We start from the raw sequence: 24,203 nt of genomic DNA on the forward strand, positions 1-24,203 counted from the left end.
CGAGCTCGGCGACCCCCCCTCGCCGACGGGCCGCCCTGCCGGTCAGCCAGCGCAGGTGGCGCCCGCGCAGCGCCCCCCGCCCCCGCCGGCGGGGCCGCGGCAGAGCGCGCCGCCCGACACCGCGACCTCGGCGGAGCCCGCCCGGGCGGCCGCCGAGCCGCCGGCCGCACGCACCCAGTCGCTGCGGATCCCGTCGCGCCCGGAGGAGCAGGGCCAGCCGACGCCGGCTGCGGACGAGCCGGCCCCCGCGCAGGCGGATGCCCCCGAGGCACAGGCCCCCAGGGCACAGGCAGCCGAGGCACAGCCAGCCGAGGCGGACGCTCCGACGACGCAGACCCCGCCTGCCCGGCAGCCGCAGCCCGGCTCGACCCAGGCCGCACCCACCCCCCAGGCCCGGCCGCAGCAGGCAGCGGCGCAGCAGGCGGCGGCCGGACCGCGGACCGCACCGGCGCAGACCGCGCCCGCCGCGGCGCCGTCGGGCACGACCACGGAGCAGCCGGCCGCCGAGCGGCAGCCCGCGCGGCCGGTCGCCGCGCCACGCCAGACCCCGCCGGTGCCGCCGCGGACCACTCAGGGCCGGGCCCAGCAGCCGACCACCCCGCCGGTGCCGGCCGGTACCGCCAGCGCCCCGGGCACCGGCTCCACCGAGTCCGGCCGCAGCTGACCCGGACCGGCGCGGGCACGACCCGCGCCGGCCGCACCCGCGAGGACCCGCCCCGGACCACCGGTGGCGGGTCCTCGCGCGTCGGCCTCGGCCGCCCGCCAGCACACGTCGGCCCCGGTGGCCCGGCCTCCCGCCCCGTGCCAGGGTCGGGTGCGGCTGGTGCCGGGCCGACTCCACCGGGTGGCCGGCCGCCCGACGACTCCGCGGGAGGACCACGACCGTGCCGGACCCGACCCCGCCGGTCGGCCGCCGCCGCCGCCCCGGCACCCGGCGGGCCCGGCACGCGGCGAGACCCCCGGGTGACCGGCGCGCCGCCGTCCTCTGGCCGCTGACCGCGCTGGCGGTGCTGGCCGCCGTCGCCACCCGGCGGCTGTCCGCCCCCCGGCTGCCCGACGACGACACCCTGGCCGCACCGGCGGCCGTCCTGCTGCGCGGGGACGGCGACCTCGCGCTGCTGTCCCCCGACGGGCTGGGCGCGCTGCACACCGCGGTCTACGCCACCGTCACCCGCGCGTTCGCCCGGCACGACACCCTCCTCGCGGCCGAGCGGGAACTGCTCGCCGTCGCCCTGCTGGTCACCGGGGTGCTGCTGTGGCGGACCGCCCGGCGGCTGGGCCTGGGCCACGCCGGGTCCGCGCTCGGCGTGCTGGCGCTCGCGGTGGTGCCGGCGCTCACCCCCCTGTCGGCCGCCGCGTCGCCGTCCTGGCTGGCCCTGCCCTGGCTGCTGCTCGCCGCGTGGCTGCTGCTGTCCGGCCGGCCCTCGCCCGCGGCCGGGACCGCCGCCGCGGTGGCCACCCTGATCGGCGTGCTGCTCGCCCCGGACGCGCTGGTCCTGCTCGTGGTCGGCGTCGCCGCCGGAGCCGCCGCGCGGACGCCCTGGCGCCGGGTGCGCGGACCGGCCCGCACCGGCCCGCCGGCCACCCTGGGGCTCGCCGTCGGCGGGATCGTGGCCGGCGCCGTCGTCACCCGGCTGCTCGTCGGCGCCTGGCACCCGCAACCGGGCGACCCGGCGCGCTGGGGGGCGGGCACCGCCGCGCTCGTGGTGCTCGGCGTCGGGCTGCTCGCCGTCGGAGCACTGACCGTCGTCCGGCTGCCCCGGCTGCGCTGGGCGGGCGCGGCGCTGCTGGCCGGGACGCTGCTGGGCGTCGTCCCGCCCGGGCACCGGCTCCCGGCCCTGTTGGCCTGCCTGCCGCTGGCCGCGCTTCTGGCCGCGGTGCTGGTCACCGGTCTGGCCGACCGGCTCCGCACCGCCCGGCCCGCGCTCGGCCGGATCGCCCGGCCGGCCGCCGCCGGCGCCCTGGCACTGCTGCTCGTCGCCGCGCTCGCCGGTGCCCTGACCGCACCCCGCGCCGACCTCGGGGCCCGGGCCCACGCCCAGCTGGCGGACTGGGCCCGCGAGCAGCTCCCGGACGACGCGGTGCTCGCCGCGAACCCGCGGCTGGCCGCCGAGCTGGTGCACGCGGGCATCGACGCCGACCGGCTCGTGCCCGCGGGTGGCCCGGTCCCCGCCGCGACCGGCGACCCCCCGCTGCGGCTGCAGGTCACCACCGGTGACGACCCGGCCGGCGACGCCCGCCCCCTGGCCCGCTTCCCGGCCGACTCGGCTGCGGACGACCCAGCTCCGGGCGACACGGCTCGGGACCAGGCCACCGTGACCGTCGCCGACCCCGATCCGGCCGATCCGACCCCGCAGCAGCTGGCGGCCCGGCGGGAGCTCGGGGAGGCACTGCTGGCCAACCCGGCGACCACCGCCCCGCCGGCCGCCGCCGCGCTGCTGCGCTCCGGAGCGGTCGACCCCCGGGTGCTCACCCTGCTCGCCGGCCTGGTTGCCCGGTTCGGCGTCGGGCTGGCCGGCCTGCCCGCGGTGCCCGGGGAGCTGCCCGGGGTCCCGGTCCACCAGGCCGTGCTCGGCTCCGTCGGCGGGGAGCCGCTGCCCGACGCGGCGGCGGCCGACCGGCTGCGCGCCTGGCTGGAGGCCCAGCGCGCCCCCTACCGGCCGGCCCGGGTGATCACCGTCGAGGACGGGCTGCTGCTGACCTGGCGGCTGGCCCCGGACCCCGACGCGATGGTGACCCCGGGCGGGGGAGGATGACCCAGCGCCACCCCGTGAGGACCGCGCGTGCAGATGCCGGCCGGCGCGGGTAGGGACGGCGGGCACCCGAACCGACAGGAGGACGCCGATGTCCCGGCTGACCCGAGGCCCGCTGCTGCTCCTGCTGAGCGCCGGGCTGTGCGCGCTGGGCATCTCCCCGGCCGCCGCTGCCCCTGTCGGTGACACCGGGCTGGTGCGGATGATGCACCTCTCCCCCGACACCCCGTCGGTCGACGCCTACATCGACTCGGTGTCCGCACCGGGCACCGGGGTGGTGCTCCCGGCGGTGACCTACGGCGACGTCTCGGACTACCGGTCGGTGCCCGCGGGCACGTACACGGTCAGCGCCCGCGCCGCCGGCGCCGATCCCGGGAGCCCACCGGTGCTGGCCACGACCGTCACGGTGGGCCCCGGCAGCGCGACCACGATCGCCAGCGTCGGGTACTTCGCCGAGCTGGGCTTCGCGGTCCTGCCCGACGACCTGTCGCTGCCCCCCGCCGGCCAGGCGCGTGCCCGGGTGGTCAACGCGGCGGCCGACGTCTCCCCCGTCGACCTCGCCCTGGCCGACGGCCCGGAGCTGGCCTCGGGCCTGGAGTTCGCCCGCAACACCGAGTACCTCGACGTGCCCGGCGGCCCGGCCACCCTGACCGTGACGACGGCGGCCGGCGAGCCCACCGAGCTGCCGGTCGACCTCGCCGCCGGGTCGGTCCACACCGTGCTGCTGCTGGACCGCGACGGCGGCGGGGTCACCGTGACCACCGCCCTGGACGCCGCCAGCCCCGGCGTGGTCCCGGTCGGCGGCGTGGAGGCCGGCGCGGGTGGGGCCGCAGCCGACGGCCGTGCGCCGGTCGGCCGCACGGCGCTGGCGGCCCTCGCGGTCTCCGCCCTGCTGCTCGCCGTCGGGGGCCGGGTGGCTCCCCGCGGCCGGTCGGCCCGGCACGCGGCGTCCTGACCGGGGACCGGGTGACCGAGGGCCGGCACCGGCGTCCGAGGTCGCGGATGACGGTACGGGGGCGGCTGGGGCTCGCCGCGGTCGGTGTCATCGCCGGCGCGGCCGCGCTGTTCGCCCCCTCCCCCGCGGAACCGGCCCGGGCGGCGGCACCGCCGGCGCCGGTGGTGGTCGCCGAGACCGCCGGGACCAACGCCCCCGCTCCGGTCCGGCTACGGGTGCCGGCCATCGGCGTGGACAGCCCGCTGCCCGCCATCGGTGTCGACGGCGACGGCGCGCTCGTGCCGCCTACCGACTCCACCCGGGCCGGCTGGTTCGCCGCCGGGCCCGCCCCCGGTCAGCCGGGCCCGGCGGTGCTGGCCGGCCACGTCGACGACCGCAGCGGCCCGGCGGTCTTCTTCCGCCTGGAGGAGCTCACCGCCGGCGACGAGGTGCTGGTCGACCGCGCCGACGGCAGTTCGGTCGCGTTCACCGTCACCCGGGTGGCCGCCTACCCCAAGACCGACTTCGCCACCGCGGAGGTCTACGGCCCCACCGCCGATCCGCAGCTGCGCCTGATCACCTGCGGCGGCGAGTTCGACCGCGACCGCCGCAGCTACACCGACAACGTGGTGGTCTACGCCCGCGCAGTCACGTGAGGGAACGGCCACCGCTCAGGGGCCCGTGGGCTCAGCGACGCCGGCGGCGGTTGTCCCAGCAGACCCGGTGCCAGTGCCGGCGCAGGTCGGCGGCCGACTCGGTGTCCCACGGGGTCAGGTCGGAGTCCCGGGCGTAGGCGGGCCAGGTGACCACGTGCGGCGTCCCCGGCCGGATCTCCTGGTCGCACCCCGGGCACCGGTAGGTCTTGTCCCCTCCGGCCCCGGTGAGCGGGCGGACCGCCCAGTCGCCGTCGGGGGCCTCCTCCACCGGCGTCGACGGGGGGACGGGCCGCCGCGGGGACGGCCGGGAACCGCGACCGGCCCGGTCGCGGCGGGAGCCGCCGCGGCGGGGCACTAGCCCCGCCGACCCGCGGAGTCGCGGAACCCGCGACCGGTCCGGCGCCCGAGGTGACCGGCCGCGACCAGGTGCTCCAGCAGCGGAGCCGGCGCGAGGCCCGGCTCCCCGGACTCCGCGTGGAGCTGCCGCTGGGCCGCCAGCGCGACGTCCAGGCCGATGACGTCGAGCAGCTCGAGGAGGCCCGTCGGGTAGCCGCAGCCCAGCGTCATCGCCGCGTCGATGTCGTCGGCGGTGGCGTAGCGCGCCTCCAGCATCCGCACCGCGTCGTTCAGGTGGGGGAACAGCAGCGCGTCCACGACGAAGCCGGCCCGGTCGGCGCTGGACACCGACCGGATGCCCAGCCGGTCGCAGAGCGCGTGCCCGGTGGCGGCGGCGTCCGGCGCGGTGGCGACGGTGGAGACCACCTCGGCCACCCGCAGCTCCGCGGGCGCCGGGCCGGGGACGTGCAGGCCGACGACGTCGACGGGGCGGCCGCTGGCCCGGGCGCACTGGACCACCGGCGCGCGCGAGGTGGTGGCCAGCACCGTCCCGGGCCGGGTGAGCCGGCCCAGCTCGGCGAACAGCTCCCGCTCGGCCGCAAGCTCCTCCTCCTCGGCCACCACCACCAGGTCCGCGTCGGCCAGGCCGGTCAGCTCCGCGTGGCCGGCGACGGCCGTGACGTCCAGGCCGCTCGCGGCGACGCGCTCCGCGAGGGCGGTGGCCAGCGGCCCGCCGCCGACGACGCCCACGGCCTGCACCGGGCGGGCCCCCAGCGCGGCGCTGCCGGCGGCCGGGGTCTGCGCGTCGGGCACCACCTCGGCCGACCCGGGGCCGGCGTAGGTCCAGAAGCCGCGGCCGGTCTTCCGGCCCAGCAGCCCGGCGGCCGTCAGCTGGGTGAGCAGCGGGCCGGGCGCGTGCAGCCGGTCCCGCGACTGCCGGTACATCGTCTCCAGGACCTCGACGGCGGTGTCGAGGCCGATCAGGTCCAGCAGCGCCAGCGGCCCCATCGGCAGGCCGCAGCCCAGCCGCATGGCGTCGTCCAGGTCCTCCCGGGTGACGTGGCCGTTCTCCAGCATCGAGACGGCGTGGTTGAGGTAGCCGAACAGCAGCGCGTTGGCGACGAAGCCGGCGCGGTCGCCGATCGTGACGGCGACCTTGCCCAGCCGTCCGCAGAGCGCCTCGACGTCCTCGACGACCGACGGCTCGGTGACGACGGTGCGCACGACCTCGACCAGCTTCATCACCGGCGCCGGGTTGAAGAAGTGCATCCCGACGACCCTGCCCGGGCGGCCGGTGGTCACGGCGAGCTCGGTGACCGACAGGCTGGAGGTGTTGGTGGCCAGGATCGTCCCCGGCGGGCAGACCCGGTCCAGCGTGGCCAGCACCGACGTCTTCAGCTCCAGCCGCTCGGGCACGGCCTCCACGACCAGCCCGGCGACGGCGAGGTCGTCCATCGCGGTCGTGAAGCGGATCCGGGACAGGACGGCGTCCCGGTCGGCGGGGTCGAGGCGGCCGCGGGCGACCGCCTTGCCGGTGGAGGTCTCGACGTGCGCCCGCCCACGCTCCAGCGCCTGGTCGGTCACGTCGACGGCGGTCACCGACAGCCCCGCGCGGGCGAGCACCTCGGCGATGCCGGCGCCCATGATGCCCAGCCCCACGACGCCGACCTCGGTCAGGTCCCTGGCCACGCTGCCGTCCTCCCGTCGTCCGGTTGACCGCCGGAGTCTCCCACCTGGCGCGCGACGGCTCCTGGCCCCGTCCAGAGGCTCGTCCCGAGCTCGCGAGGGTCGAGGAGGACGGGGTCCTTCCTCAGAAGAGCCGGGCGGAGGGGTCGTCGGTGCCCTTGAGGACGGCGTAGTCGACGGTGAGGCAGTCGATGCCCCGGTCGGTGGCCAGCACCCGGGCCTGCGGCTTGATCTCCTGCGCGGCGAACACACCCTTGACCGGGGCGAGCAGCGGATCGCGGTTGAGCAGCTCCAGGTAGCGGGTGAGCTGCTCCACGCCGTCGATCTCCCCGCGCCGCTTGATCTCCACCGCGACCGTGGTGCCGTCGGCGTCCCGGCAGAGCAGGTCGACCGGGCCGATCGCGGTCGGGTACTCCCGGCGCACCAGCGACCAGCCCGCGCCGAAGGTCTCCACGTGCATCGCCAGCAGCCGTTGCAGGTCGGCCTCGACGCCGTCCTTCTGCAGGCCGGGGTCGACGCCGAGCTCGTGCCGGGAGTCGTGCTCCACCGACTCGATGGTGATGATCAGCTGCTCGCCGGCCTTGTTGGTGACCGTCCACGTGCCCGCACCGTCGACGAGTTCGTCCTTGAGCGAGCACGGCGGGCTCATCCAGTTCAGCGGCTTGTAGGCCCGGTCGTCGGCGTGGATGGACACCGACCCGTCGGCCTTGACCAGCAGCAGCCGCAGCGCCGGCGGCAGGTGGGCGGTGAGCCGCCCGATGTAGTCGACGGAGCAGCGGGCGATGACCAGACGCACGGGCGCCGACGCTACCGGGCCGTGGAACCGGACGGCCGCCCCCTCCGTCGTAGGAGGTGTGCGCCTGACTCCCGCGCTCCGCGCGACCGCCCTCGCCGGCCTGCTGGCCGTGCTCGCCGCCTGCGCGGAGGGCGGCAGCGCCGGCGCGCCGCCGTCCACGTCCTCCCCCGGCCCCGGCCCGGACCTGCCCGACGCCGCCGACGCGCTGGTGCTGGCGGTCGAGCAGACCGGCGGGTTCACCACCCCGGAGATGCTCGCCGCCCGGCTGCCGGTGGTGGCCGTCCACGCCGACGGCCGGGTGATCACCGAGGGCCCGGTCGTGGCGATCTACCCGGGCCCGGCCTGGCCCAACGTCCAGGTGCAACAGATCGACCGGAACGCCGTGCGGGAGCTGGCCCAGCGGGCGCTGGACGCCGGGCTCGCGGAGGACGGGGACCTGGGCTCGCCGCCGCTCGCCGACGCCACCAGCACCCGGTTCACCCTGCAGACCGCCGACGCGACCTTCGTCCGGGAGGCCTACGCCCTGGCCGAGGGGCAGGGCTGGCCCGACAGCGGGCTGACCGAGGACCAGCAGGAGGCCCGCGCCCGGCTCGCCGACCTGCGCGACGCCCTCACCGACCTGACCGCCACCCTCGGCGCGGACGCGGTGAGCGAGGCCGAGCAGTACGAGCCGACCGCCGTCGCGGCCCTGGTGCGCCCCTGGGCCGAGCCGGCCGACACCCCTGCCGCCCCCGAGGACCCCGCCTCTCCCGCGGACCCGGCCTCGCCGGAGCGGGAGTGGCCCGGGCCGGCGCTGCCGGGTGAGCCGATCGCGCCGGGGGTGACCTGCCTGACCGTCGAGGGGGAGCAGGCCGCGGAGGTGGCCGCCGCCGCACGGCAGGCCACCACGCAGACGCCGTGGGTGGGCTCGGACGGCGCCCGGTGGTCGATCACCTTCCGGCCGCTGCTGCCGCACGAGCAGGGGTGCGCCGACCTGACGGCGTGACCTCCGCGGCACCCCCGCTCCGCGCCGGGCGTGTCGAGGGCACCCGGTCGCCGCGGGCTGCCAGGGTCAGCCCGTGCGGCGACCGACCACCCTGCTGGACGGTTCCCGGCGCGAGCAGCTGCTGCTCGGCGTCCTCACCGCCCAGCTGCTCGTCGCCGCGCCGCTGGCCGCCGTCCTCGACGACCGGGTGCTCACCGCCCTGGTCACCGCCGCCCCCTCGGTCCTGGGCCTGCTGGTGGCCTACGCCGGGGCACGGCCCGCGGCTGCCCGGTCCGCGAGCGCGACGACCCCCCGGGCCGCCCTGGACGCGACGGCGCCGGCCGTGTCGGTGCGGGTGGCCGACGTGCTGGCCTCCCGCGGCGACGGCGACGTCCGCTTCGAGGTGCTCCTCGAGGTGGAGAACCACGGCGCCACCCCGGCGCTGGTGGAGCCGGGCCGTGCCTCCCGCGGCCGGTTCCGCGACCCCGGATCGCTGCCCCTCCCTCCGCGTCGTGGCGGCCCGCACCCCGGCCCGCACCTGCGCTGCCTCACCCTGCAGCTGGTCGTGCCGGCCCCCGAGGTGACCGCGGGACTGGCCGGGTGCACCGGCCGGCGGTTCGGCTGGACCGGCGTCACCGTCGTGCTGCTGGCGCACAACCTGGGCCGCACGGTCACCGACGAGCTGCGCCTCTCCTTCGACCTGCAGCCCTTCACCCGCGCCCCCGACGGCGGATGGGTGTGGACGGAGGCCCCGCTCACCGACGACGGCGGCTGGGGCTGGCTCGCCGGCCGGACCTACCGCGACCTCCCGCTGCCCGTCTGAGCGCCCGACGAGGGAGGCTGGACACCGTGGCCGACCCCGAACCGTCGACACCGACCAGCCCGCGACCGGTCCTGCGCGCCATCTCCACCCAGGGTTGGCGCGACCTCACCTTCCTGCACTGGGCGGTCGACCCGGCGGCCGTCGCGCCACTGCTACCGGCCGGCACCGTGCCCGACGTGCACGAGGGCGCCACCTACGTCGGGCTGGTGCCCTTCCGGATGCTCCGCATCGGCGTGTTCGGCAGCCCCGGCCTGCCGTACCTCGGCACGTTCGCCGAGACCAACGTGCGGCTGTACTCGGTCGACGCGACCGGCCGCCGGGGCGTGGTCTTCCGGTCACTGGACGCCGAGCGGCTGCTGCCGGTGCTCGCCGCCCGCTGGGTGGCCCGGCTGCCCTACCTCTGGTCGCGGATGCGCGTCGAGCGCACCGGCGACCTCGTCCGCTACACCTCCACCCGCCGCTGGCCGGGCCCGCGGCCGGCGGAGAGCCGGATCGAGGTGCGGATCGGGGACCCCGTGGCCGGGGACGACGCACTGGCCCGGTTCCTCACCGCCCGCTGGGGGCTGCACCGGCCGGGCCGGCGTGGGCCGGTCTACTGGCCCAACGAGCACCCCGAGTGGCCGCTGCGGCATGCGGAGCTGGTCTTCCTGGAGGAGTCGCTGCTGGCCGCGGCCGGGCTGCCGGGCATCATCGGCGCCCCGGACAGCGTGCTCTTCTCCCCCGGCGTCGACGTCCGGTTCGGCCCGCTGCTGCGCTGAGCCCGGCCCGGCGGACCACCGCCGGACCGGCCCCGCCGCGCGCGGCCCGCAGGTCAGACGGCGGACGGCTGCGGCGTGCGCAGATCGCCGTCGACGCCGGCCGTGCCGTCCTGGTCCGCCGCGGTGCGCAGCGGGTCGGCGGTGCGGGTGGCGTTGTAGCGGTCCAGGTCCAGCAGGCCCTCGCGCTTGGCCACGATCGTGGGCACCAGCGCCTGACCGGTCACGTTGGTGGCGGTGCGCCCCATGTCCAGGATCGGGTCGACCGCCAGCAGCAGCCCCACGCCGGCCAGCGGCAGGCCCAGGGTGGACAGCGTCAGCGTGAGCATCACGACCGCGCCGGTGACGCCGGCGGTCGCGGCGGAGCCGACCACCGAGACCAGGGCGATGAGCAGGTAGTCGGTCAGCGAGAGGTCGACGTCGAAGAACTGCGCCACGAAGATCGCCGCCAGCGCCGGGTAGATCGCGGCGCAGCCGTCCATCTTCGTGGTCGCGCCCAGCGGCACGGCGAAGGACGCGTAGCTGCGCGGGACACCCAGGTCGGCCTCGGTGACCCGCTGGGTCACCGGCAGGGTGCCGATCGAGCTGCGGGAGACGAACGCCAGCTGGATGGCCGGCCAGGCGCCGGCGTAGAAGCGCAGCGGCGAGAGGCCGTGCAGCCGGAGCAGCACCGGGTAGACGACCAGCAGCACGATGGCGAGCCCGGCGTAGACCGCGCCGACGAAGACGCCCAGGGAACCGAGCGAGGTCCAGCCGTAGCTGGCCACCGCCTTGCCGATCAGGCCGACGGTGCCGATCGGCGCCAGCAGGATGACCCACCAGAGCACCTTCTGCACGATCGCCAGCACCGAACGGGTCACCGACAGGAACGGCTCGGCTGCCTCCCCGACCTTGAGCGCCGCGATCCCGATCGCGACCGAGACGACGATCAGCTGCAGGACGTTGAAGCTGACGCCGCCGGAGCCGTTGCCCTCGAGGCCGAGGAAGTTGGCCGGCACCAGGCCGGTCAGGAAGTCCCACCACGACCCGGTGGTGGCCGGCTCGGCGGCCTGGCCGGCGTCGACCGAACTGTTGTCGCCGGGCCGGGTGAGCAGGCCCAGGGCGATGCCGATGGAGACGGCGATCAGCGAGGTGATCGCGAACCACAGCAGGGTCTGCCCGGCCAGCCGGGCGGCGTTGGAGACCTGCTTGAGGTTGGCGATGCTGACCACGATCGCGGTGACGATCAGCGGCACGACGATCGCCCGGAGCAGCCCGACGAAGGTGTTGCCGATGGTGGTCAGGGTGCTGGTCAGCCAGTTGGCGTCGGTGCCGGGGACCAGCGTCCCGTCGACGAACGTGCCCTCGACCGGGCCCATGGCGCGGGCGACGAGCCCGAGGGCGATGCCGACGACGAGGCCGAGGAGGACCTGGACCGCGAAGGGGACGCGGCGCAGACGTGCGAGCACGGTGGTGTGCCTTTCGGAGTGGGTGGAGGGGACGGGCGCCGGACCCCGGTCAACGGTCGGCGGTCATCCGCCCGAAGTCGATGACGCGCCGCCGCGTCAGCCCCCAGAGATCGCCCACGCGGGGACGAAGGCAGCGCGGTCGGCCGCCCATTCCCGGCGGTGACCATGATCACCGGGCATCGCGAGCCGTCGTCCGGGAGTCGCAGCCGGCTGGTCCTCCCGGTGGACACCGGTCCCGACCTCAGGTGGATGTGCCCGGCGACCCGGACGAGCAGGCTCGGGGCATGCCGTCCCCGGGGAGCCGACCGTGACCGACGCCGTGCTGACCTGGGTGCACGACCTGATGGCCTCGCCCTGGGTGCTGGTCGTCCTCTTCACGCTGGCCGCCGTCGACGGCTTCCTGCCGGTGGTGCCGGGCGAGAGCGTGGTCATCACCGCCGGGGTGTTCGCCGCGACCGGGCAGCCCGACCTGGTGGCCGTGGTCGCCGTCTCGGCGCTGGGTGCGTTCACCGGCGACCACGTCTCCTACCTGCTCGGTCATGCGGCCGGTCCGCGGCTGCGGTCCCGGGCCCGGCCCGGCACCCGCCGGCGCGCCGCGCTCGACCGGGCCGAACGGCTGCTCACCCGGCGCGGGGGTGTCCTGCTGGTCACCGCCCGCTACGTGCCGGGCCTGCGGACGGCGGTCACCCTGACCGCCGGCGCGGTCGGCTGGCCGCTGCGGCGGTTCACCCCGTTCGCCGCGCTGGCCGCGCTCACCTGGGCCGGCTGGTCCGCCGGGATCGGGTACGTCGGCGGGCTGGCCTTCGAGCAGGACCCGCTGCGGGGTCTGCTCCTGGGGCTGGGCCTGGCCCTGGCGCTGGCGGCGCTGGGCGAGCTCGTGCGGGCGCTCGTGCACCGGCGTCGCCCTGCGCCGGACCAGCCCGCCGGTCGCGCACCGGCGGAGATGCCGGCGGAGATGGTGGCGAGCTGAGGACCCTCTCGTCCGCCGACCCGGACGACCCGACGAGGCGATCGAGACCAGGACGTTCCGTCACCGGGTGTGGTGCGCGACACTGCGGGGGTGACCGGGAGCCAGCCGCCACCGATCGTCGCCCTGTCCCCCGCCTGGCTGCACCGCGTGCTCGACGCGGCGCGCACCCGGCTGGGCATGGACGTGGCCTGGATGTCGACGTTCACCGAGAGCACCCAGCAGATCCGGGCCGCCACCGGTGCGCTGGACACCATGCACGTGCACGAGGGGATGGAGCCCCCGCTGGAGGGCTCGTTCTGCGTGCGGGTGCTCAACGGGCAGCTCCCCCCGGTGGTCACCGGTGCCCGTCGGCGCCCCGAGACACGCGACCTCGCCGTCACCACCGATCTCGGCATCGGCTCCTACGTGGGCGCGCCGGTCCGCAGCCCGGACGGCCGTCCCGTCGGCATGCTCTGCTGCATCAGCCAGGACGACGGCGCCCACCTGGACGGCGCGGCCGCCCGCACCCTGGAGCTGCTGGCCGACCTCATCGCCGACCGGCTGGCCGAGCCGCTGCCCGAGCCCCCGGCCGACCCCGCCGGGCGGGTGCGCGAGGTGCTCAGCGAAGGTGCGGTCGTCACCCACGTCCAGCCGATCGTCGACCTGGCCACCGGAGCGACCGTGGCCTACGAGGCGCTGGCCCGGTTCCCCGACGTCGAGGACGGGCCGGCGCAGCTGTTCAGCGCCGCGGCCGCGGCAGGACTGGGGGTCGAGCTGGAGGAGCTGGCCGCCCGCGCAGCGCTCGCCGTCGCCCCGCGCCTGCCGGCGGGCCGGCCGCTGGGGCTCAACCTCTCCCCGCAGGCGCTGCTGTCCCCCACCGTGACCGGCCTGCTGCTCGGCCACCAGCACCTCGACCTCGCGGTCGAGGTCACCGAGCACAGCCCGGTCGACGACTACGACGCCCTGGAGCGGGCCCTCGTCTGCCTGCGCGAGGCCGGCATCGGGCTGACCGTCGACGACGCCGGCGCCGGGTACGCCAGCCTCCGGCACGTGCTGCGGCTGCACCCCGACGTCGTCAAGCTGGACATCGCGCTGGTCACCGGGGTGCACCGCGATCCGGCGAAGCAGGCGCTGGTGACCGCGATGGTCAGCTTCGCGGCTGCCACGGGGGCCGCACTGGTGGCGGAGGGGGTCGAGGAGCCCGCCGAAGTCGAGTCCCTGCGGTGCCTGGGCGTGTGCCGCGGCCAGGGACACCTGTTCGGCCACCCGGCCCCCCTGCTCTGAGCCGCCTGCCGCTCCCGGCCACCGGCAGGAGAGGATCACCGCACGCGTCGTCGAGGTGAGGAGCACCGTGGTGGAACCCGTTCGGTTCGGGCTGGTGGGCTACGGCTTCGGCGGCCGGTACTTCCACGCGCCGCTGCTCGCGGCCGCGGCGGAGGTCGACCTGGTCGGCGTCGTCACCTCCTCGGCGCAACGGCGCGAGCTCGTCGCCCGCGAGCACCCGCGGACGCCGACGTTCGGCTCGCTGGCCGAGCTGCGCGCCGCCGGGGCGGAGGCGGTGGCGATCTCGACGCCTGCGGACACCCACAGCGCCCTGACCGACCAAGCGCTGGACCTGGGCCTGGCGGTCGTGTGCGACAAGCCCTTCGCGCTGGACGCCGCCGCGGCGCGGGCCAGCGCCGAGCGCGCCGAACGGCTGGGCCTGGCGCTGTCGCCGTACCAGAACCGGCGCTGGGACTCCGACTTCCGCACCGTCCGGGCGCTGGCCGAGGCGGGGACGCTGGGCACGATCACCCGGTTCGAGTCCCGGTTCGAACGTTTCGCCCCCGAGGCCGGTCCCGGGCCGTCCGGTGGCGGCACGCTGCTGGACTTCGGCAGCCACCTGGTCGACCAGGCGCTGGTGCTGCTCGGCCCGGTCACGTCGGTCTACGCCGAGTGGCGGGTCCGCGGGAACGGCCTGGACGACGACGTCTTCGTCGCCCTGACCCACGCGAACGGCGCCCGCTCGCACCTCGCCGGCAGCTGGAGCGAGGGCGCACCCGGTGACCGGTTCCGGGTCACCGGCACCACCGGCAGCTACGTCGTCGGTGGGCCGATGGACGGCCAGGAGGGCGCGCTGCTCGCCGGGCAGACCCCGGCCACCCTGGGCACCGACTGGGGCGCCGAGCCCGAGGAGCGCTGGGGCCGGGTCCGACGCGGCGACCACGAGGACCGGGTGCCGACGCTGCCCGGCGCCTGGGACACCTTCTACCCGGCGTTCGCCGCAGCGGTGCGCGGCCTCGGCCTGGTGCCGGTGGAGGCCCGGGACGCCGTCGCCAGCCTCACCGTGCTCGACGCCGCCCGCCGCAGCGCCACCGAGGGCGTCGTCGTCCGGCTGTGAGGCACCGGCCGGTGACCACGGGTCGCGTGGGTGGCGGCAGTGGCACACTCGGTCGCGGGCCGGTGGCGGGCCGGCCCGGTCCAGCGGGAAGGTCGACGTGCCGATCGACGCCGGGAGCCTGCACTTCCTCGTCGGGCCGGCCATCGCGCTGGTCGGGCTGGCTCTGATCGGGCTGTTCCTGCGCTGGGCCTTCGCCTCGGACACCTCGTCCAAGCCGCGTCGGACCGAGGAGCTGCTCACCCCGGTGGCGACGATGACCCGCCGCGAGTCGGCGCTGGCCTTCCGCGCGGTGCTCTCCGATGCCGGCATCCGCTCGACGATCCGGCACCCCGCCGCCCACCGCTCCGACGTGCTGGTCTTCCCCGAGGACCTACCGCGCGCCCGCGCGCTGGCGCTGTCGTTCCACGGGCAGTGAGGTACGCCCCCACGCCCCCGGACCTCGGTCCGTTCGACCCGGACCCTGCACGGGGCCGGTCGCGGGTCAGCCCGGCCGCTCGGTCCGCTCGACCTGCACCCCGACGCCGCGCAGCTGCTCCAGGAACGCCGGGTAGCCGCGGTCGATGTGGTGCACGTCCTGCACCTCGGTCACCCCGTCGGTGAGCAGGCCGGCGAGCACCAGCCCGGCTCCGGCGCGGATGTCGGTGGCCAGCACCGGCGCGCTGGACAGCCGCTCCCGGCCCCGGACCACCGCGTGGTGGCCGTCGATCCGCACGTCCGCGCCGAGCCGGACCAGCTCGTTGACGAACATGAACCGGCCCTCGAAGACGTTCTCGGTGATCAACGCGGTGCCCGTGGACACCGCGGCCAGCGCGACCGCCATCGGCTGCAGGTCGGTGGGGAACCCCGGGAAGGGCAGCGTGACGATGTCGACCCCGCGGGGCCGGTCGTCCATCGCGACCCGTACGCCGTCGGGCCGGGTCTCGACGGTCGCCCCGGCAGCGACCAGCTTCTCCAGCGGCACGGCGAGGTGGTCGGCGACCGCGCGCTCCACCAGGACGTCGCCACGGGTCATCACCGCCCCGATCGCCCACGTGCCGGCGACGATCCGGTCGGGCACCGTCGTGTACTCGACGGGGCGGAGCTCGGGAACCCCCTCGACGGTGATCGTGGAGGTGCCGGCGCCCTCGATCCGGGCGCCCATCGCGGTGAGCATCCGGCACAGGTCGACGATCTCCGGCTCGCGGGCCGCGTTGTCGACCACCGTGGTGCCCTGGGCCAGGGCGGCGGCCATCACCAGGTTCTCGGTGGCGCCCACCGACGGGAAGTCCAGCCAGATGGAGGTGCCGACCAGCGTCGGGGCGGTGGCGATCAGGAAGCCGTGCTCGTTGACCACCGTGGCGCCCAGCCGCTCGAGGCCGGCGACGTGCATGTCCAGCCCGCGGGAGCCGATCGCGTCGCCACCGGGCAGGGCGACCTTGGCGGTGCCCAGCCGGGCGACCAGCGGGCCGAGGACGCTGATCGAGGCGCGCATCCGGCGCACCAGGTCGTAGTCGGTCTCGCTGGAGGGCTGCTCCGGGACGTCGATGAGCACCCGGCCACCCCCGCTGCGGCTCTCCCCCTCGCGCGCCGGGTACCGCTCGTAGCTGACGTCGCAGCCCAGCCGGCGCAGCACCTCGCCCATGATCTCCACGTCGAGGATGTCGGGCACCTCGTCGAGCGTGGTCCGCCCGGGGGCGAGCAGGGCGGCGGCCATCAGCTTGAGGGCGCTGTTCTTCGCGCCGGTGACCCGGACCCGTCCGCGCAGCGACGTCCCGCCGGTCACCTCGAAGCACTCCACCGGAACACCCTACGGCCGCACTGCTGCAGGGCCCCACCGCGAGCCGGCGAGCGGTGGGGGCAACAGGGTCCGTCTCCTAGGCTCCTGACCATGACCGTCCGGCTGACCCGCATCTACACCCGCACCGGTGACGCCGGCCAGACGCACCTGGGCGACATGTCCCGGGTGCCCAAGACCGACCGCCGGCTGATCGCCTACGCCGACGTCGACGAGACCAACAGCGTGCTGGGCATCGCGCTGGCCCTGGGCTCCCCCGCCCCCGAGGTGGCCGCGCTGCTGAGCTCGGTGCAGAACGACCTCTTCGACGTCGGCGCCGACCTGTCCACGCCGGTGGTCGAGGAGCCCCCGCACCCGCCGCTGCGGATCACCAGCGCGTACACCGAGCGGCTGGAGGCGGCGTGCGACGAGCACAACGCGCAGCTGCCCGCGCTCACCTCGTTCGTGCTGCCCGGCGGGACGCCGCTGGCCGCACTGCTGCACCAGGCCCGCACGGTGGCCCGGCGGGCCGAGCGGAGCGTGTGGGCGCTGCTGGAGGTCGACGCCGAGCACACCAACGCCGAGACCGCCCGCTACCTGAACCGCCTCTCGGACCTGCTGTTCATCCTGGCCCGGCGGGCGAATCCGGACGGCGACGTGCTGTGGCAGCCCGGCGAGCACAGCGGCGCCCACGCCCAGCGGGACGCGAGGGAACAACGCTAGTCACCACTGGAACGGCCCCGCTGCAGGGGCCCGCGCCGAGCCTGCGAGGCGTGGGGGGCAGCGGGGTCCTTACCGGTCGACCGGCGGGGCGGACTCGATCCAGGACAGGAAGCCGGTCACCGTCGAGGGGTCCATGGCCAGCTCCTGCGGGCCCGCGCCGGTGCGGCAGGTCAGCACCACGCTCTCGGCCGGCAGGGCCAGGTCGCCCCGGTCCGGGCGGCGCCGCGCGTCGACCCGGAACTCCCCGCGGCACAGCCGCCGGTTGGGCCGCACCGAGAGGGAGAGCGCCCGGTACCAGAGCAGGGTGTCACCCGAGTACCAGGCGACGCCGAGCGCCCAGCGACCGGCGTCGGGAGGCCGCAGCCACATCGTCACCGCGCCCAGCCCGGAGAGCAGGAACCGGCGGCGCAGCAGGAAGGCGGCGATCAGCGCCACCAGCAGCACACCGGCGACGACCAGGACGACGGTGGTCACCGGGGCGGGGCGGGCGGGCGCGAGGAGGCGGTCCGGGCGATCAGGCGTCCTGGCCGGCGGCCCGCAGCCGGGACTGCGCGCGACGTGCGGCCGCGACCGCCTCGGGGTCGTCCCCGGCCTGCTGGGCGCGGCGCAGCGCCTCACGCGCCCGCTCCACGTCGATCTCGTTCGCGAACTCCGCGGTCTCGGCGAGGATGGAGACCCCCTGGCCGGTGACGGAGAGGAAGCCACCGTGCGCGGCGACGAGGAGCTCCTCGCCGGACTCCTGCTGGATGCGGACGACCCCGCCGGGGGCCAGCTCGCCGAGCAGCGGCGCATGGCCGGCCAGCACACCGATTTCACCTTCGGTGGTCCGCGCGATCACCCGGGTGGCCTCGCCGGACCAGATCATCCGCTCCACGGCCACGAGCTCGACCTGCAGGGTCGCCACGACACTCCTCGGGGGTCACCGGGCCGGCGGTCAGCCGGCGGTGCGGGCCACCGGTCCGACTGGACGCGGCGACGGGTCCTCTCCACTCTAACTGCAGCCATGGCGGCACCTCGCCAACGGCCCCGGCGCCCCGGTGGCGGAGAGCCGCCCTGGGCGTGCGACGTGCGGGGTCGCGGCCCCGTCCGGGGCACCGCCCCGAGCGTGCGAGGGGTGGGGAGGACGGGGTCCCTCGACCTGCTCAGGCGCTGCGGCGATAGACGACCGTCCAGCGGCCCAGCCGCACCTGGGGGTGCCAGACGACGGAGGGCGGAGCCCACTCCTCGTCGCTGAAGGACCGCCCCTCGACCGGCGCGTAGGGCGGCCAGCTCCACTCCAGGTCGTCGACGTGCCGCTGCTCGTCGACCTCCCCGCAGGGCCCCGCCGCGAGCCCTCGAGTGGCGGTGGGCGGGGAGGTCCTTCTCTTGTGCACGTGCCGAACTCCCGAGTGCCGCACCCGCCGGTCGGGTGCTTCGCAACCATCGTCGTCACGTCCGGACGATTCCTGGAGGACCGGGTGCGGCCACCACCCGATCGGGCGGTCCACCGCTGCGCGCCGTCACCGTCCGCTCGGGTGGGACGACAACGGCCGGGCCTCCCCGAAGGGAGACCCGGCCGCTGGTGACCTGATGGAACGGCCACTCTTCAGGGGCCCGCGCCGAGCCTGCGAGGCGTGGGGGGAAGGGTGGTCCCTCCTCAGCTCTTCTTGAGCTTGTCGAAGTTCCGCTCGAGGTCCTCGAGGCCACCGCACATGAAGAAGGCCTGCTCGGGGACGTGGTCGTACTCGCCGGCCGCGACCGCCTTGAACGCCTGGAGCGTCTCCGACAGCGGGACGTAGGACCCCGGCTGACCGGTGAACGCCTCGGCGACGAACATGTTCTGCGACAGGAAGCGCTCGATGCGACGGGCCCGGTTGACGGTGACCTTGTCCTCCTCACCGAGCTCGTCGATGCCGAGGATCGCGATGATGTCCTGCAGCTCCTGGTAGCGCTGCAGGATCCGCTGCACCTCGCGGGCGATGTCGTAGTGCTCCTGCCCGATGTACTGCGGGTCGAGGATCCGGCTGGTGGAGTCCAGCGGGTCGACGGCCGGGTAGATGCCCTTCTCGGAGATGGGCCGGGAGAGCACGGTCGTCGCGTCCAGGTGGGCGAACGTGGTGTGCGGCGCCGGGTCGGTGATGTCGTCGGCGGGCACGTAGATCGCCTGCATCGAGGTGATCGACCGGCCGCGGGTGGAGGTGATCCGCTCCTGCAGCGTGCCCATCTCGTCGGCCAGGGTCGGCTGGTAGCCCACCGCCGAGGGCATGCGCCCCAGCAGCGTGGAGACCTCGGAGCCGGCCTGGGTGAACCGGAAGATGTTGTCGATGAAGAGCAGCACGTCCTGGTCGGCCTCGTCGCGGAAGTACTCCGCCATGGTCAGCGCCGAGAGCGCGACCCGCAGCCGGGTGCCCGGCGGCTCGTCCATCTGGCCGAAGACCAGGGCGGTCGAGTTGATGACGCCGGACTCGGTCATCTCGGTGATGAGGTCGTTGCCCTCACGGGTCCGCTCCCCCACCCCGGCGAAGACCGAGACGCCACCGAACTCCTGGGCGACGCGACGGATCATCTCCTGGATGAGGACCGTCTTGCCCACGCCGGCACCACCGAACAGACCGATCTTCCCGCCACGCACGTAGGGCGTCAGCAGGTCGATGACCTTGATGCCGGTCTCGAGCAGGTCGGTGCGGCCCTCGAGCTGGTCGAACTTCGGCGCGTGCCGGTGGATCGTCCAGTGCGGGGCGTCCTCGCCGTAGCCGGGGGTGTCCAGGCACTCGCCGAGTGCATTGAACACGTGGCCGGTGACCGCCTCACCGACGGGCACGGAGATCGCCGAGCCGGTGTCGGTGACCGGTGCCCCACGGACCAGGCCGTCGGTCGGGGCCATGGAGATGGTGCGGACCACGTTGTCACCCAGGTGCTGGGCGACCTCGAGGGTCAGCGTCTTGCGGAGGTCGGCCAGGGTGACGTCGACCTTCAGCGCGTTGAACAGGTCGGGCATCGCGTCGCGGGGGAACTCGACGTCGACGACCGGCCCGGTGACCCGGACGACGCGGCCGGAGCCGGTCGTCTCCCGGGTGGTCGGACGGTCCTCGGTGACGGTCATCTGTGCTGCTCTCCTGCCCTCGGGCTCGGTGGTCCTACGTCTTCAGTGTCCCCGGCGGCGGCGGTCTCCGCCGTCGCCGGGGACGGTGGAACGGGTGCGGGGCTCAGTCGTCCCCACCCATCAGTCGTCCTGGCCCGCGGAGACCAGCGCGTCGGCGCCGCCGACGATCTCGCTGATCTCCTGGGTGATCTCCGCCTGCCGGGCCTGGTTGGCCTGGCGCGACAGGTTCTTGGCCAGCTCCTCGGCGTTGTCCGAGGCGGACTTCATCGCCCGCCGCCGCGACGCCGACTCCGAGGCCGCGGCCTCCAGCATCGCCGCGTAGATGCGGGTGGTGACGTACTTGGGCAGCAGGGCGTCGAGCAGCTGCTCCGGGGACGGCTCGAACTCGTAGGAGGCCACCGGCTCGGAACCGTTGGTGGACTGCTGCTCCTCCTCGAGCTCGTCGACCTCCTCGACGACCAGCGGCGCCATCCGCTTGGCGACGGGCACCTGGGACAGCAGCGAGCGGAACTCGGTGTAGACGATGTGCAGCTCGTCGACGCCCAGCACGCCGTCGGCCCCGGCCCCGCCCTCGGCGTCGTCCTCACCGGCGGTGAACGCCTCGATGAGGGTGGAGCCGACCTCCTGGGCGTTCTCGTACCCGGGCTGCTCGGAGAAGCCGGTCCAGCTGTCCTCGATGGCGCGTTCGCGGAACCGGTAGTACGTCTCGCCCTTGCGGCCGACGACGTACAGCAGCGGCTCCTTGCCCTCGTCGCGCAGCAGGCCGAGCAGCTCCTCGGTACGCCGCAGGACGTTGACGTTGTAGGAGCCGGCGAAGCCCCGGTCGGAGGTGATCACCAGCACCGCCACCCGGCGCGGGTTCTCCCGCTCGGTCAGCAGCGGGTGATCGAGGCTGGCGGAACCCGCCAGCGCCGAGAGCACCCGGGTGATCTCCCGGGAGTAGGGCTTGGAGGCCTCCACCCGGGCCTGGGCACGCACGATGCGGGCGCCGGCGATCAGCTCCTGCGCCGAGAAGATCTTCTTCGTCGACCGCGTGGAGCGGATCCGGCGCCGCAGCGCGCGCAGGCTACCGGCCATGTCAGGAGCTCCGCTTGACCCGGACGGTCTCCTGACCGCGCTCGCTGGCGTCCAGGGACTCGACCTCGGGCTCGTTGACCTGCAGCGACTCGCCCTCGCCGGTGGTGAACTGGCCGTAGAAGGCCTCCACCGCCCGCTCCAGGCTGCTCACCGTGTCGTCGCTGAGCACCTTGCTGTTGCGGATGTCGTCGAAGACCGTGTTGTCGCCCCGGGCGATGAACTCCAGGAACTCCGACTCGAACCGGCGCACGTCGCTGACCGGCACACGGTCCAGCTTGCCGGTGGTGCCCAGCCACAGCGACACGACCTCGCGCTCCACCAGGTACGGCGAGTACTGCCCCTGCTTGAGGAGCTCGACCAGCCGCTGGCCGCGGTCGAGGGTGGCCCGGCTGGAGGCGTCGAGGTCCGAGGAGAAGGAGGAGAAGGCCTCCAGCTCGCGGAACTGCGCCAGGTCCAGGCGGAGCCGACCGGCGACGGACTTCATCGCCTTGATCTGCGCCGACCCACCGACGCGGGACACCGAGATGCCCACGTTGATCGCCGGGCGGACACCGGAGTTGAACAGACCGGTCTCGAGGAAGATCTGCCCGTCGGTGATGGAGATGACGTTGGTCGGGATGTACGCCGAGACGTCGTTGCCCTTGGTCTCGATCAGCGGCAGGCCGGTCATCGAGCCCGCGCCCAGCTCGTCGTTGAGCTTCGCGCAACGCTCGAGCAGGCGGGAGTGCAAGTAGAAGACGTCGCCGGGGTAGGCCTCGCGACCCGGCGGGCGGCGGAGCAGCAGCGACACGGCGCGGTAGGCCTCGGCCTGCTTGGACAGGTCGTCGAAGACGATCAGGACGTGCTTGCCCTCGTACATCCAGTGCTGCCCGATGGCCGAGCCGGTGTAGGGGGCGATGTACTTGAAGCCGGCGGCCTCCGAGGCCGGGGCGGCCACGATGGTCGTGTACTCCATCGCGCCGGCGTCCTCGAGGGCGGCACGGGTGGCCGCGATCGTGGAGCCCTTCTGGCCGACGGCGACGTAGATGCAGCGGACCTGCTGCTTCGGGTCGCCGGTCGCCCAGGCCTGCTTCTGGTTGATGATCGTGTCCAGCGCGATGGCGGACTTGCCGGTCTGCCGGTCACCGATGATCAGCTGACGCTGGCCGCGGCCGATGGGCGTCATGGCGTCGATCGCCTTGATGCCGGTCTGCATCGGCTCGTGCACCGACTGCCGCTGCACCACGGTGGGCGCCTGCAGCTCGAGAGCGCGGCGGGTGGTGGTCTCGATCGGGCCGGCACCGTCGATGGCGTTGCCCAGCGGGTCGACGACCCGGCCCAGGTAGCCGTCACCGACCGGCACGGAGAGGACCTCACCGGTCCGGCGGACCGTCTGGCCCTCCTCGATGCCGGCGAAGTCACCGAGGATGACGACACCGACCTCGCGGGTGTCGAGGTTCAGCGCCAGGCCGCGCACGCCGCCCTCGAACTCGAGCAGCTCGTTGGTCATGACCGAGGGCAGGCCCTCGACCCGGGCGATGCCATCGCCGGACTCGGTGACGACCCCGACCTCTTCCCGGGAGACGTCCGGGGTGTAGTCGGAGACGTAGTTCTGGATGGCACTGCGGATCTCGTCCGCGGAGATCGTCAGCTCGGCCATGGCTCTCGCGTCCTCTTCTGCTGGTGTCTGTGGGTGGTGGGGCGGGCCGGATGCAGGCGGCAGGCGGCGGGGGTCAGCCGGCCAGTCGCCGTCCGGCGGCCTCGAGTCGGTGGGCGATGCTGCCGTCGATGACCTCGTCGTCGACGCGGATCACCAGCCCCCCAAGGACCGTCGGGTCGATCTGGACCTGCAGCCCCATGGTGCGCCCGTAGATCCGTTCGAGGGCGGTGATGAGCCGCCGCTGCTGGGACTCGGTGAGTGGGACGGCGCTGATCACCGAGGCGACCGACCGGCCGCGCCGGTGGGCGGCGACCGTGGACAGGCGCTCGACCTCGTTCTCCGCGTTGAACACGTGCGAGCTGGTGAGCGAGTTCCGCAGCAACCGCTCGGTCACCGGGCTGACCTTCCCGGCCAGCAGTCGGTCGAGCAGCTCGAGCTTCCCCGGGCGGGGGGCGGACCGGTCGCCGAGGATCCGGCTCAGCTCGGGGTCGGCGGCCACGATGCGGCCGAACCGGAACAGCTCGTCCTCGACGCCGTCGAGCTCCCCGCGGGCGTCGGCCGCGTCGAGCGCGGCCTCCGTCGCCAGGGTCTCGGTGGCCTCGACGAGGTCCAGCGGCCGGGACCACCGCTGCCGGGCCACCGTCTCGACGACGTCGAGGGCGGTGGCGCCGACCTGTGCGGACAGCAGCCGACGAGCCAGCCCGGCCCGGTCGTCCGGGCGGACGGACGGGTCGGAGAGCGCGCGCCGCAGGGTGATCTGGTCGTCGAGCAGGTGCGCCACGGCGAACAGCTCGTCGGCCAGCGCCAGCAGCGACTCCCCGCGGGTGCGGCTGCGCGCCCCCGCGGTGTGCTGCTCCAGCTGCGCCCGGGAGGCCTCCAGGGCGGCCCGACTCGCGGCGTGCATCAGCGAGTGCCCCCGGACGTGGCGGCCATGCCGTCCAGGTTATCCAGGAACCGGTCGACGGTGCCGCTGCGGCGTGCGTCGTCGGCCAGGGACTCACCGACGACCCGGCCGGCCAGCTCGACGGCGAGCGTGCCGATCTGGCCGCGCAGCTCGGTGACCACCTGCTGGCGGGAGGCAGCGAGCTGCTCCTCGCCGCGGGCGACGATCCGCGCGGACTCCTCCTGGGCCTGGGCCCGGAGCTCCTCGATGATGCGCTGCCCCTCGGCGCGCGCGGCGTCGCGGATCTGCGCCGCCTCGGTGCGGGCCTCGGCCAGCTGGGCGCGGTACTGCTCCAGCGCCGCCTTGGCCTCGGCCTGCATCGCCTCAGCCCGCTCGATGCCGCCCTCGATCGCCTCGCGGCGGGCCTGGAAGACCTTCTCGAATTGCGGCGCGACGAACTTCCACATCACGAACAGGAGGATCAGGAACGCGATCGTCCCGATGATGATCTCGCCGACCACCGGGAAGAGCGGGTTCGCGCTCTCCGCAGCCAGGATGCTCATGCT

Annotated in this window: 24 protein-coding genes and 1 pseudogene; 12 read left to right on the forward strand and 13 right to left on the reverse strand. The window is 75.3% G+C overall.

The genetic code is table 11. From position 1 onward, the window contains the following. The 4 genes and pseudogenes from ACI783_RS10350 to ACI783_RS10365 form a co-directional block, all read left to right on the forward strand. Positions 1–664, forward strand: a pseudogene (locus ACI783_RS10350) (hypothetical protein); the annotation flags it as partial. A 220-nt stretch (positions 665–884) separates the two neighbouring features. After that, positions 885–2,756 (forward strand): hypothetical protein, encoded by a 1,872-nt coding sequence (locus ACI783_RS10355; protein WP_457140371.1) that lies wholly within the window; start codon positions 885–887, stop codon positions 2,754–2,756. 88 nt (positions 2,757–2,844) lie between these two features. Continuing rightward, positions 2,845–3,708, forward strand: coding sequence for a DUF4397 domain-containing protein (locus ACI783_RS10360; RefSeq protein ID WP_457140372.1), 864 nt, complete (start codon positions 2,845–2,847; stop codon positions 3,706–3,708). Between the two features lie 47 nt (positions 3,709–3,755). After that, positions 3,756–4,343, forward strand: a complete 588-nt coding sequence (locus tag ACI783_RS10365; RefSeq protein ID WP_457140373.1) for a class F sortase — start codon at positions 3,756–3,758, stop codon at positions 4,341–4,343. Between the two features lie 31 nt (positions 4,344–4,374). Here the strand turns inward: ACI783_RS10365 and ACI783_RS10370 are convergent, their stop codons facing one another. The 3 genes from ACI783_RS10370 to nucS all read right to left on the reverse strand — a co-directional run bounded on the left by ACI783_RS10370 (position 4,375) and on the right by nucS (position 7,161). Further along, positions 4,375–4,611 carry a hypothetical protein gene (locus ACI783_RS10370; protein ID WP_457140374.1) on the reverse strand — a complete coding sequence of 79 codons (237 nt, stop codon included), beginning with the start codon at positions 4,609–4,611 and terminating at the stop codon, positions 4,375–4,377. An 86-nt stretch (positions 4,612–4,697) separates the two neighbouring features. Then, a complete protein-coding gene (locus ACI783_RS10375; RefSeq protein WP_457140375.1) occupies positions 4,698–6,368 on the reverse strand; it encodes a 3-hydroxyacyl-CoA dehydrogenase family protein in 1,671 nt (556 codons plus the stop codon). A 121-nt stretch (positions 6,369–6,489) separates the two neighbouring features. Next, complete coding sequence (gene nucS / locus ACI783_RS10380; protein WP_457083588.1) at positions 6,490–7,161, reverse strand: endonuclease NucS; 672 nt, start codon at positions 7,159–7,161, stop codon at positions 6,490–6,492. A gap of 58 nt (positions 7,162–7,219) precedes the next feature. On the opposite strand from nucS, the gene ACI783_RS10385 reads away from it, so the two are divergent. From ACI783_RS10385 to ACI783_RS10395, 3 genes are all read left to right on the forward strand, one after another. After that, complete coding sequence (locus ACI783_RS10385) at positions 7,220–8,146, forward strand: hypothetical protein (protein ID WP_457140376.1); 927 nt, start codon at positions 7,220–7,222, stop codon at positions 8,144–8,146. A 73-nt stretch (positions 8,147–8,219) separates the two neighbouring features. Next, positions 8,220–8,948 (forward strand): hypothetical protein, encoded by a 729-nt coding sequence (locus ACI783_RS10390; RefSeq protein WP_457140377.1) that lies wholly within the window; start codon positions 8,220–8,222, stop codon positions 8,946–8,948. Positions 8,949–8,974: 26 nt separating this feature from the next. Continuing rightward, positions 8,975–9,706, forward strand: coding sequence for a YqjF family protein (locus tag ACI783_RS10395; protein ID WP_457140378.1), 732 nt, complete (start codon positions 8,975–8,977; stop codon positions 9,704–9,706). A gap of 53 nt (positions 9,707–9,759) precedes the next feature. On the opposite strand, the gene ACI783_RS10400 is transcribed toward ACI783_RS10395, so the two are convergent. After that, positions 9,760–11,151, reverse strand: coding sequence for a dicarboxylate/amino acid:cation symporter (locus ACI783_RS10400; RefSeq protein WP_457140379.1), 1,392 nt, complete (start codon positions 11,149–11,151; stop codon positions 9,760–9,762). Positions 11,152–11,458: 307 nt separating this feature from the next. Here ACI783_RS10400 and ACI783_RS10405 point away from each other — a divergent pair, with 307 nt between their 5' ends. From ACI783_RS10405 to ACI783_RS10420, 4 genes are all read left to right on the forward strand, one after another. Further along, positions 11,459–12,121: a DedA family protein gene (locus tag ACI783_RS10405; protein WP_457140380.1), complete on the forward strand. Its 663-nt coding sequence runs from the start codon at positions 11,459–11,461 to the stop codon at positions 12,119–12,121. Between the two features lie 90 nt (positions 12,122–12,211). Next, on the forward strand, positions 12,212–13,384 hold the full coding sequence (locus ACI783_RS10410; protein ID WP_457140381.1) for a sensor domain-containing phosphodiesterase: 1,173 nt from the start codon (positions 12,212–12,214) through the stop codon (positions 13,382–13,384). 67 nt (positions 13,385–13,451) lie between these two features. Then, complete coding sequence (locus ACI783_RS10415; RefSeq protein WP_457140382.1) at positions 13,452–14,480, forward strand: Gfo/Idh/MocA family protein; 1,029 nt, start codon at positions 13,452–13,454, stop codon at positions 14,478–14,480. A gap of 97 nt (positions 14,481–14,577) precedes the next feature. Beyond that, positions 14,578–14,895, forward strand: coding sequence for a hypothetical protein (locus tag ACI783_RS10420; protein ID WP_457140383.1), 318 nt, complete (start codon positions 14,578–14,580; stop codon positions 14,893–14,895). A gap of 66 nt (positions 14,896–14,961) precedes the next feature. Here ACI783_RS10420 and murA read toward each other — a convergent pair whose 3' ends face one another. Continuing rightward, the gene (gene murA / locus ACI783_RS10425; RefSeq protein ID WP_457140384.1) at positions 14,962–16,257 is read right to left on the reverse strand and encodes a UDP-N-acetylglucosamine 1-carboxyvinyltransferase; all 1,296 of its coding nucleotides are present in this window, start codon (positions 16,255–16,257) and stop codon (positions 14,962–14,964) included. Positions 16,258–16,347: 90 nt separating this feature from the next. Between murA and ACI783_RS10430 the strand changes: the two genes are divergently transcribed. Further along, positions 16,348–16,956 carry a cob(I)yrinic acid a,c-diamide adenosyltransferase gene (locus tag ACI783_RS10430; protein ID WP_457140385.1) on the forward strand — a complete coding sequence of 203 codons (609 nt, stop codon included), beginning with the start codon at positions 16,348–16,350 and terminating at the stop codon, positions 16,954–16,956. A 69-nt stretch (positions 16,957–17,025) separates the two neighbouring features. Here the strand turns inward: ACI783_RS10430 and ACI783_RS10435 are convergent, their stop codons facing one another. The 8 genes from ACI783_RS10435 to ACI783_RS10470 form a co-directional block, all read right to left on the reverse strand. Beyond that, the gene (locus ACI783_RS10435) at positions 17,026–17,430 is read right to left on the reverse strand and encodes a DUF2550 domain-containing protein (RefSeq protein WP_457140386.1); all 405 of its coding nucleotides are present in this window, start codon (positions 17,428–17,430) and stop codon (positions 17,026–17,028) included. A gap of 40 nt (positions 17,431–17,470) precedes the next feature. After that, positions 17,471–17,860 carry a F0F1 ATP synthase subunit epsilon gene (locus tag ACI783_RS10440; protein ID WP_457083612.1) on the reverse strand — a complete coding sequence of 130 codons (390 nt, stop codon included), beginning with the start codon at positions 17,858–17,860 and terminating at the stop codon, positions 17,471–17,473. A 238-nt stretch (positions 17,861–18,098) separates the two neighbouring features. Then, the gene (locus ACI783_RS10445) at positions 18,099–18,329 is read right to left on the reverse strand and encodes a hypothetical protein (RefSeq protein WP_457140387.1); all 231 of its coding nucleotides are present in this window, start codon (positions 18,327–18,329) and stop codon (positions 18,099–18,101) included. Between the two features lie 263 nt (positions 18,330–18,592). Beyond that, a complete protein-coding gene (atpD, locus tag ACI783_RS10450) occupies positions 18,593–20,038 on the reverse strand; it encodes a F0F1 ATP synthase subunit beta (protein WP_457075324.1) in 1,446 nt (481 codons plus the stop codon). A gap of 120 nt (positions 20,039–20,158) precedes the next feature. Next, positions 20,159–21,115 (reverse strand): F0F1 ATP synthase subunit gamma, encoded by a 957-nt coding sequence (locus tag ACI783_RS10455; protein WP_457140388.1) that lies wholly within the window; start codon positions 21,113–21,115, stop codon positions 20,159–20,161. A gap of 1 nt (position 21,116) precedes the next feature. Continuing rightward, complete coding sequence (atpA, locus tag ACI783_RS10460; protein WP_457140389.1) at positions 21,117–22,754, reverse strand: F0F1 ATP synthase subunit alpha; 1,638 nt, start codon at positions 22,752–22,754, stop codon at positions 21,117–21,119. 73 nt (positions 22,755–22,827) lie between these two features. Continuing rightward, positions 22,828–23,658, reverse strand: coding sequence for a F0F1 ATP synthase subunit delta (locus tag ACI783_RS10465; RefSeq protein WP_457140390.1), 831 nt, complete (start codon positions 23,656–23,658; stop codon positions 22,828–22,830). Further along, positions 23,658–24,200, reverse strand: coding sequence for a F0F1 ATP synthase subunit B (locus tag ACI783_RS10470; protein ID WP_457140391.1), 543 nt, complete (start codon positions 24,198–24,200; stop codon positions 23,658–23,660). The genes ACI783_RS10465 and ACI783_RS10470 overlap by 1 nt, the downstream gene beginning before the upstream one ends. Positions 24,201–24,203: the final 3 nt, after the last annotated feature.

It is taken from the genome of Modestobacter sp. SYSU DS0511, assembly GCF_054050755.1.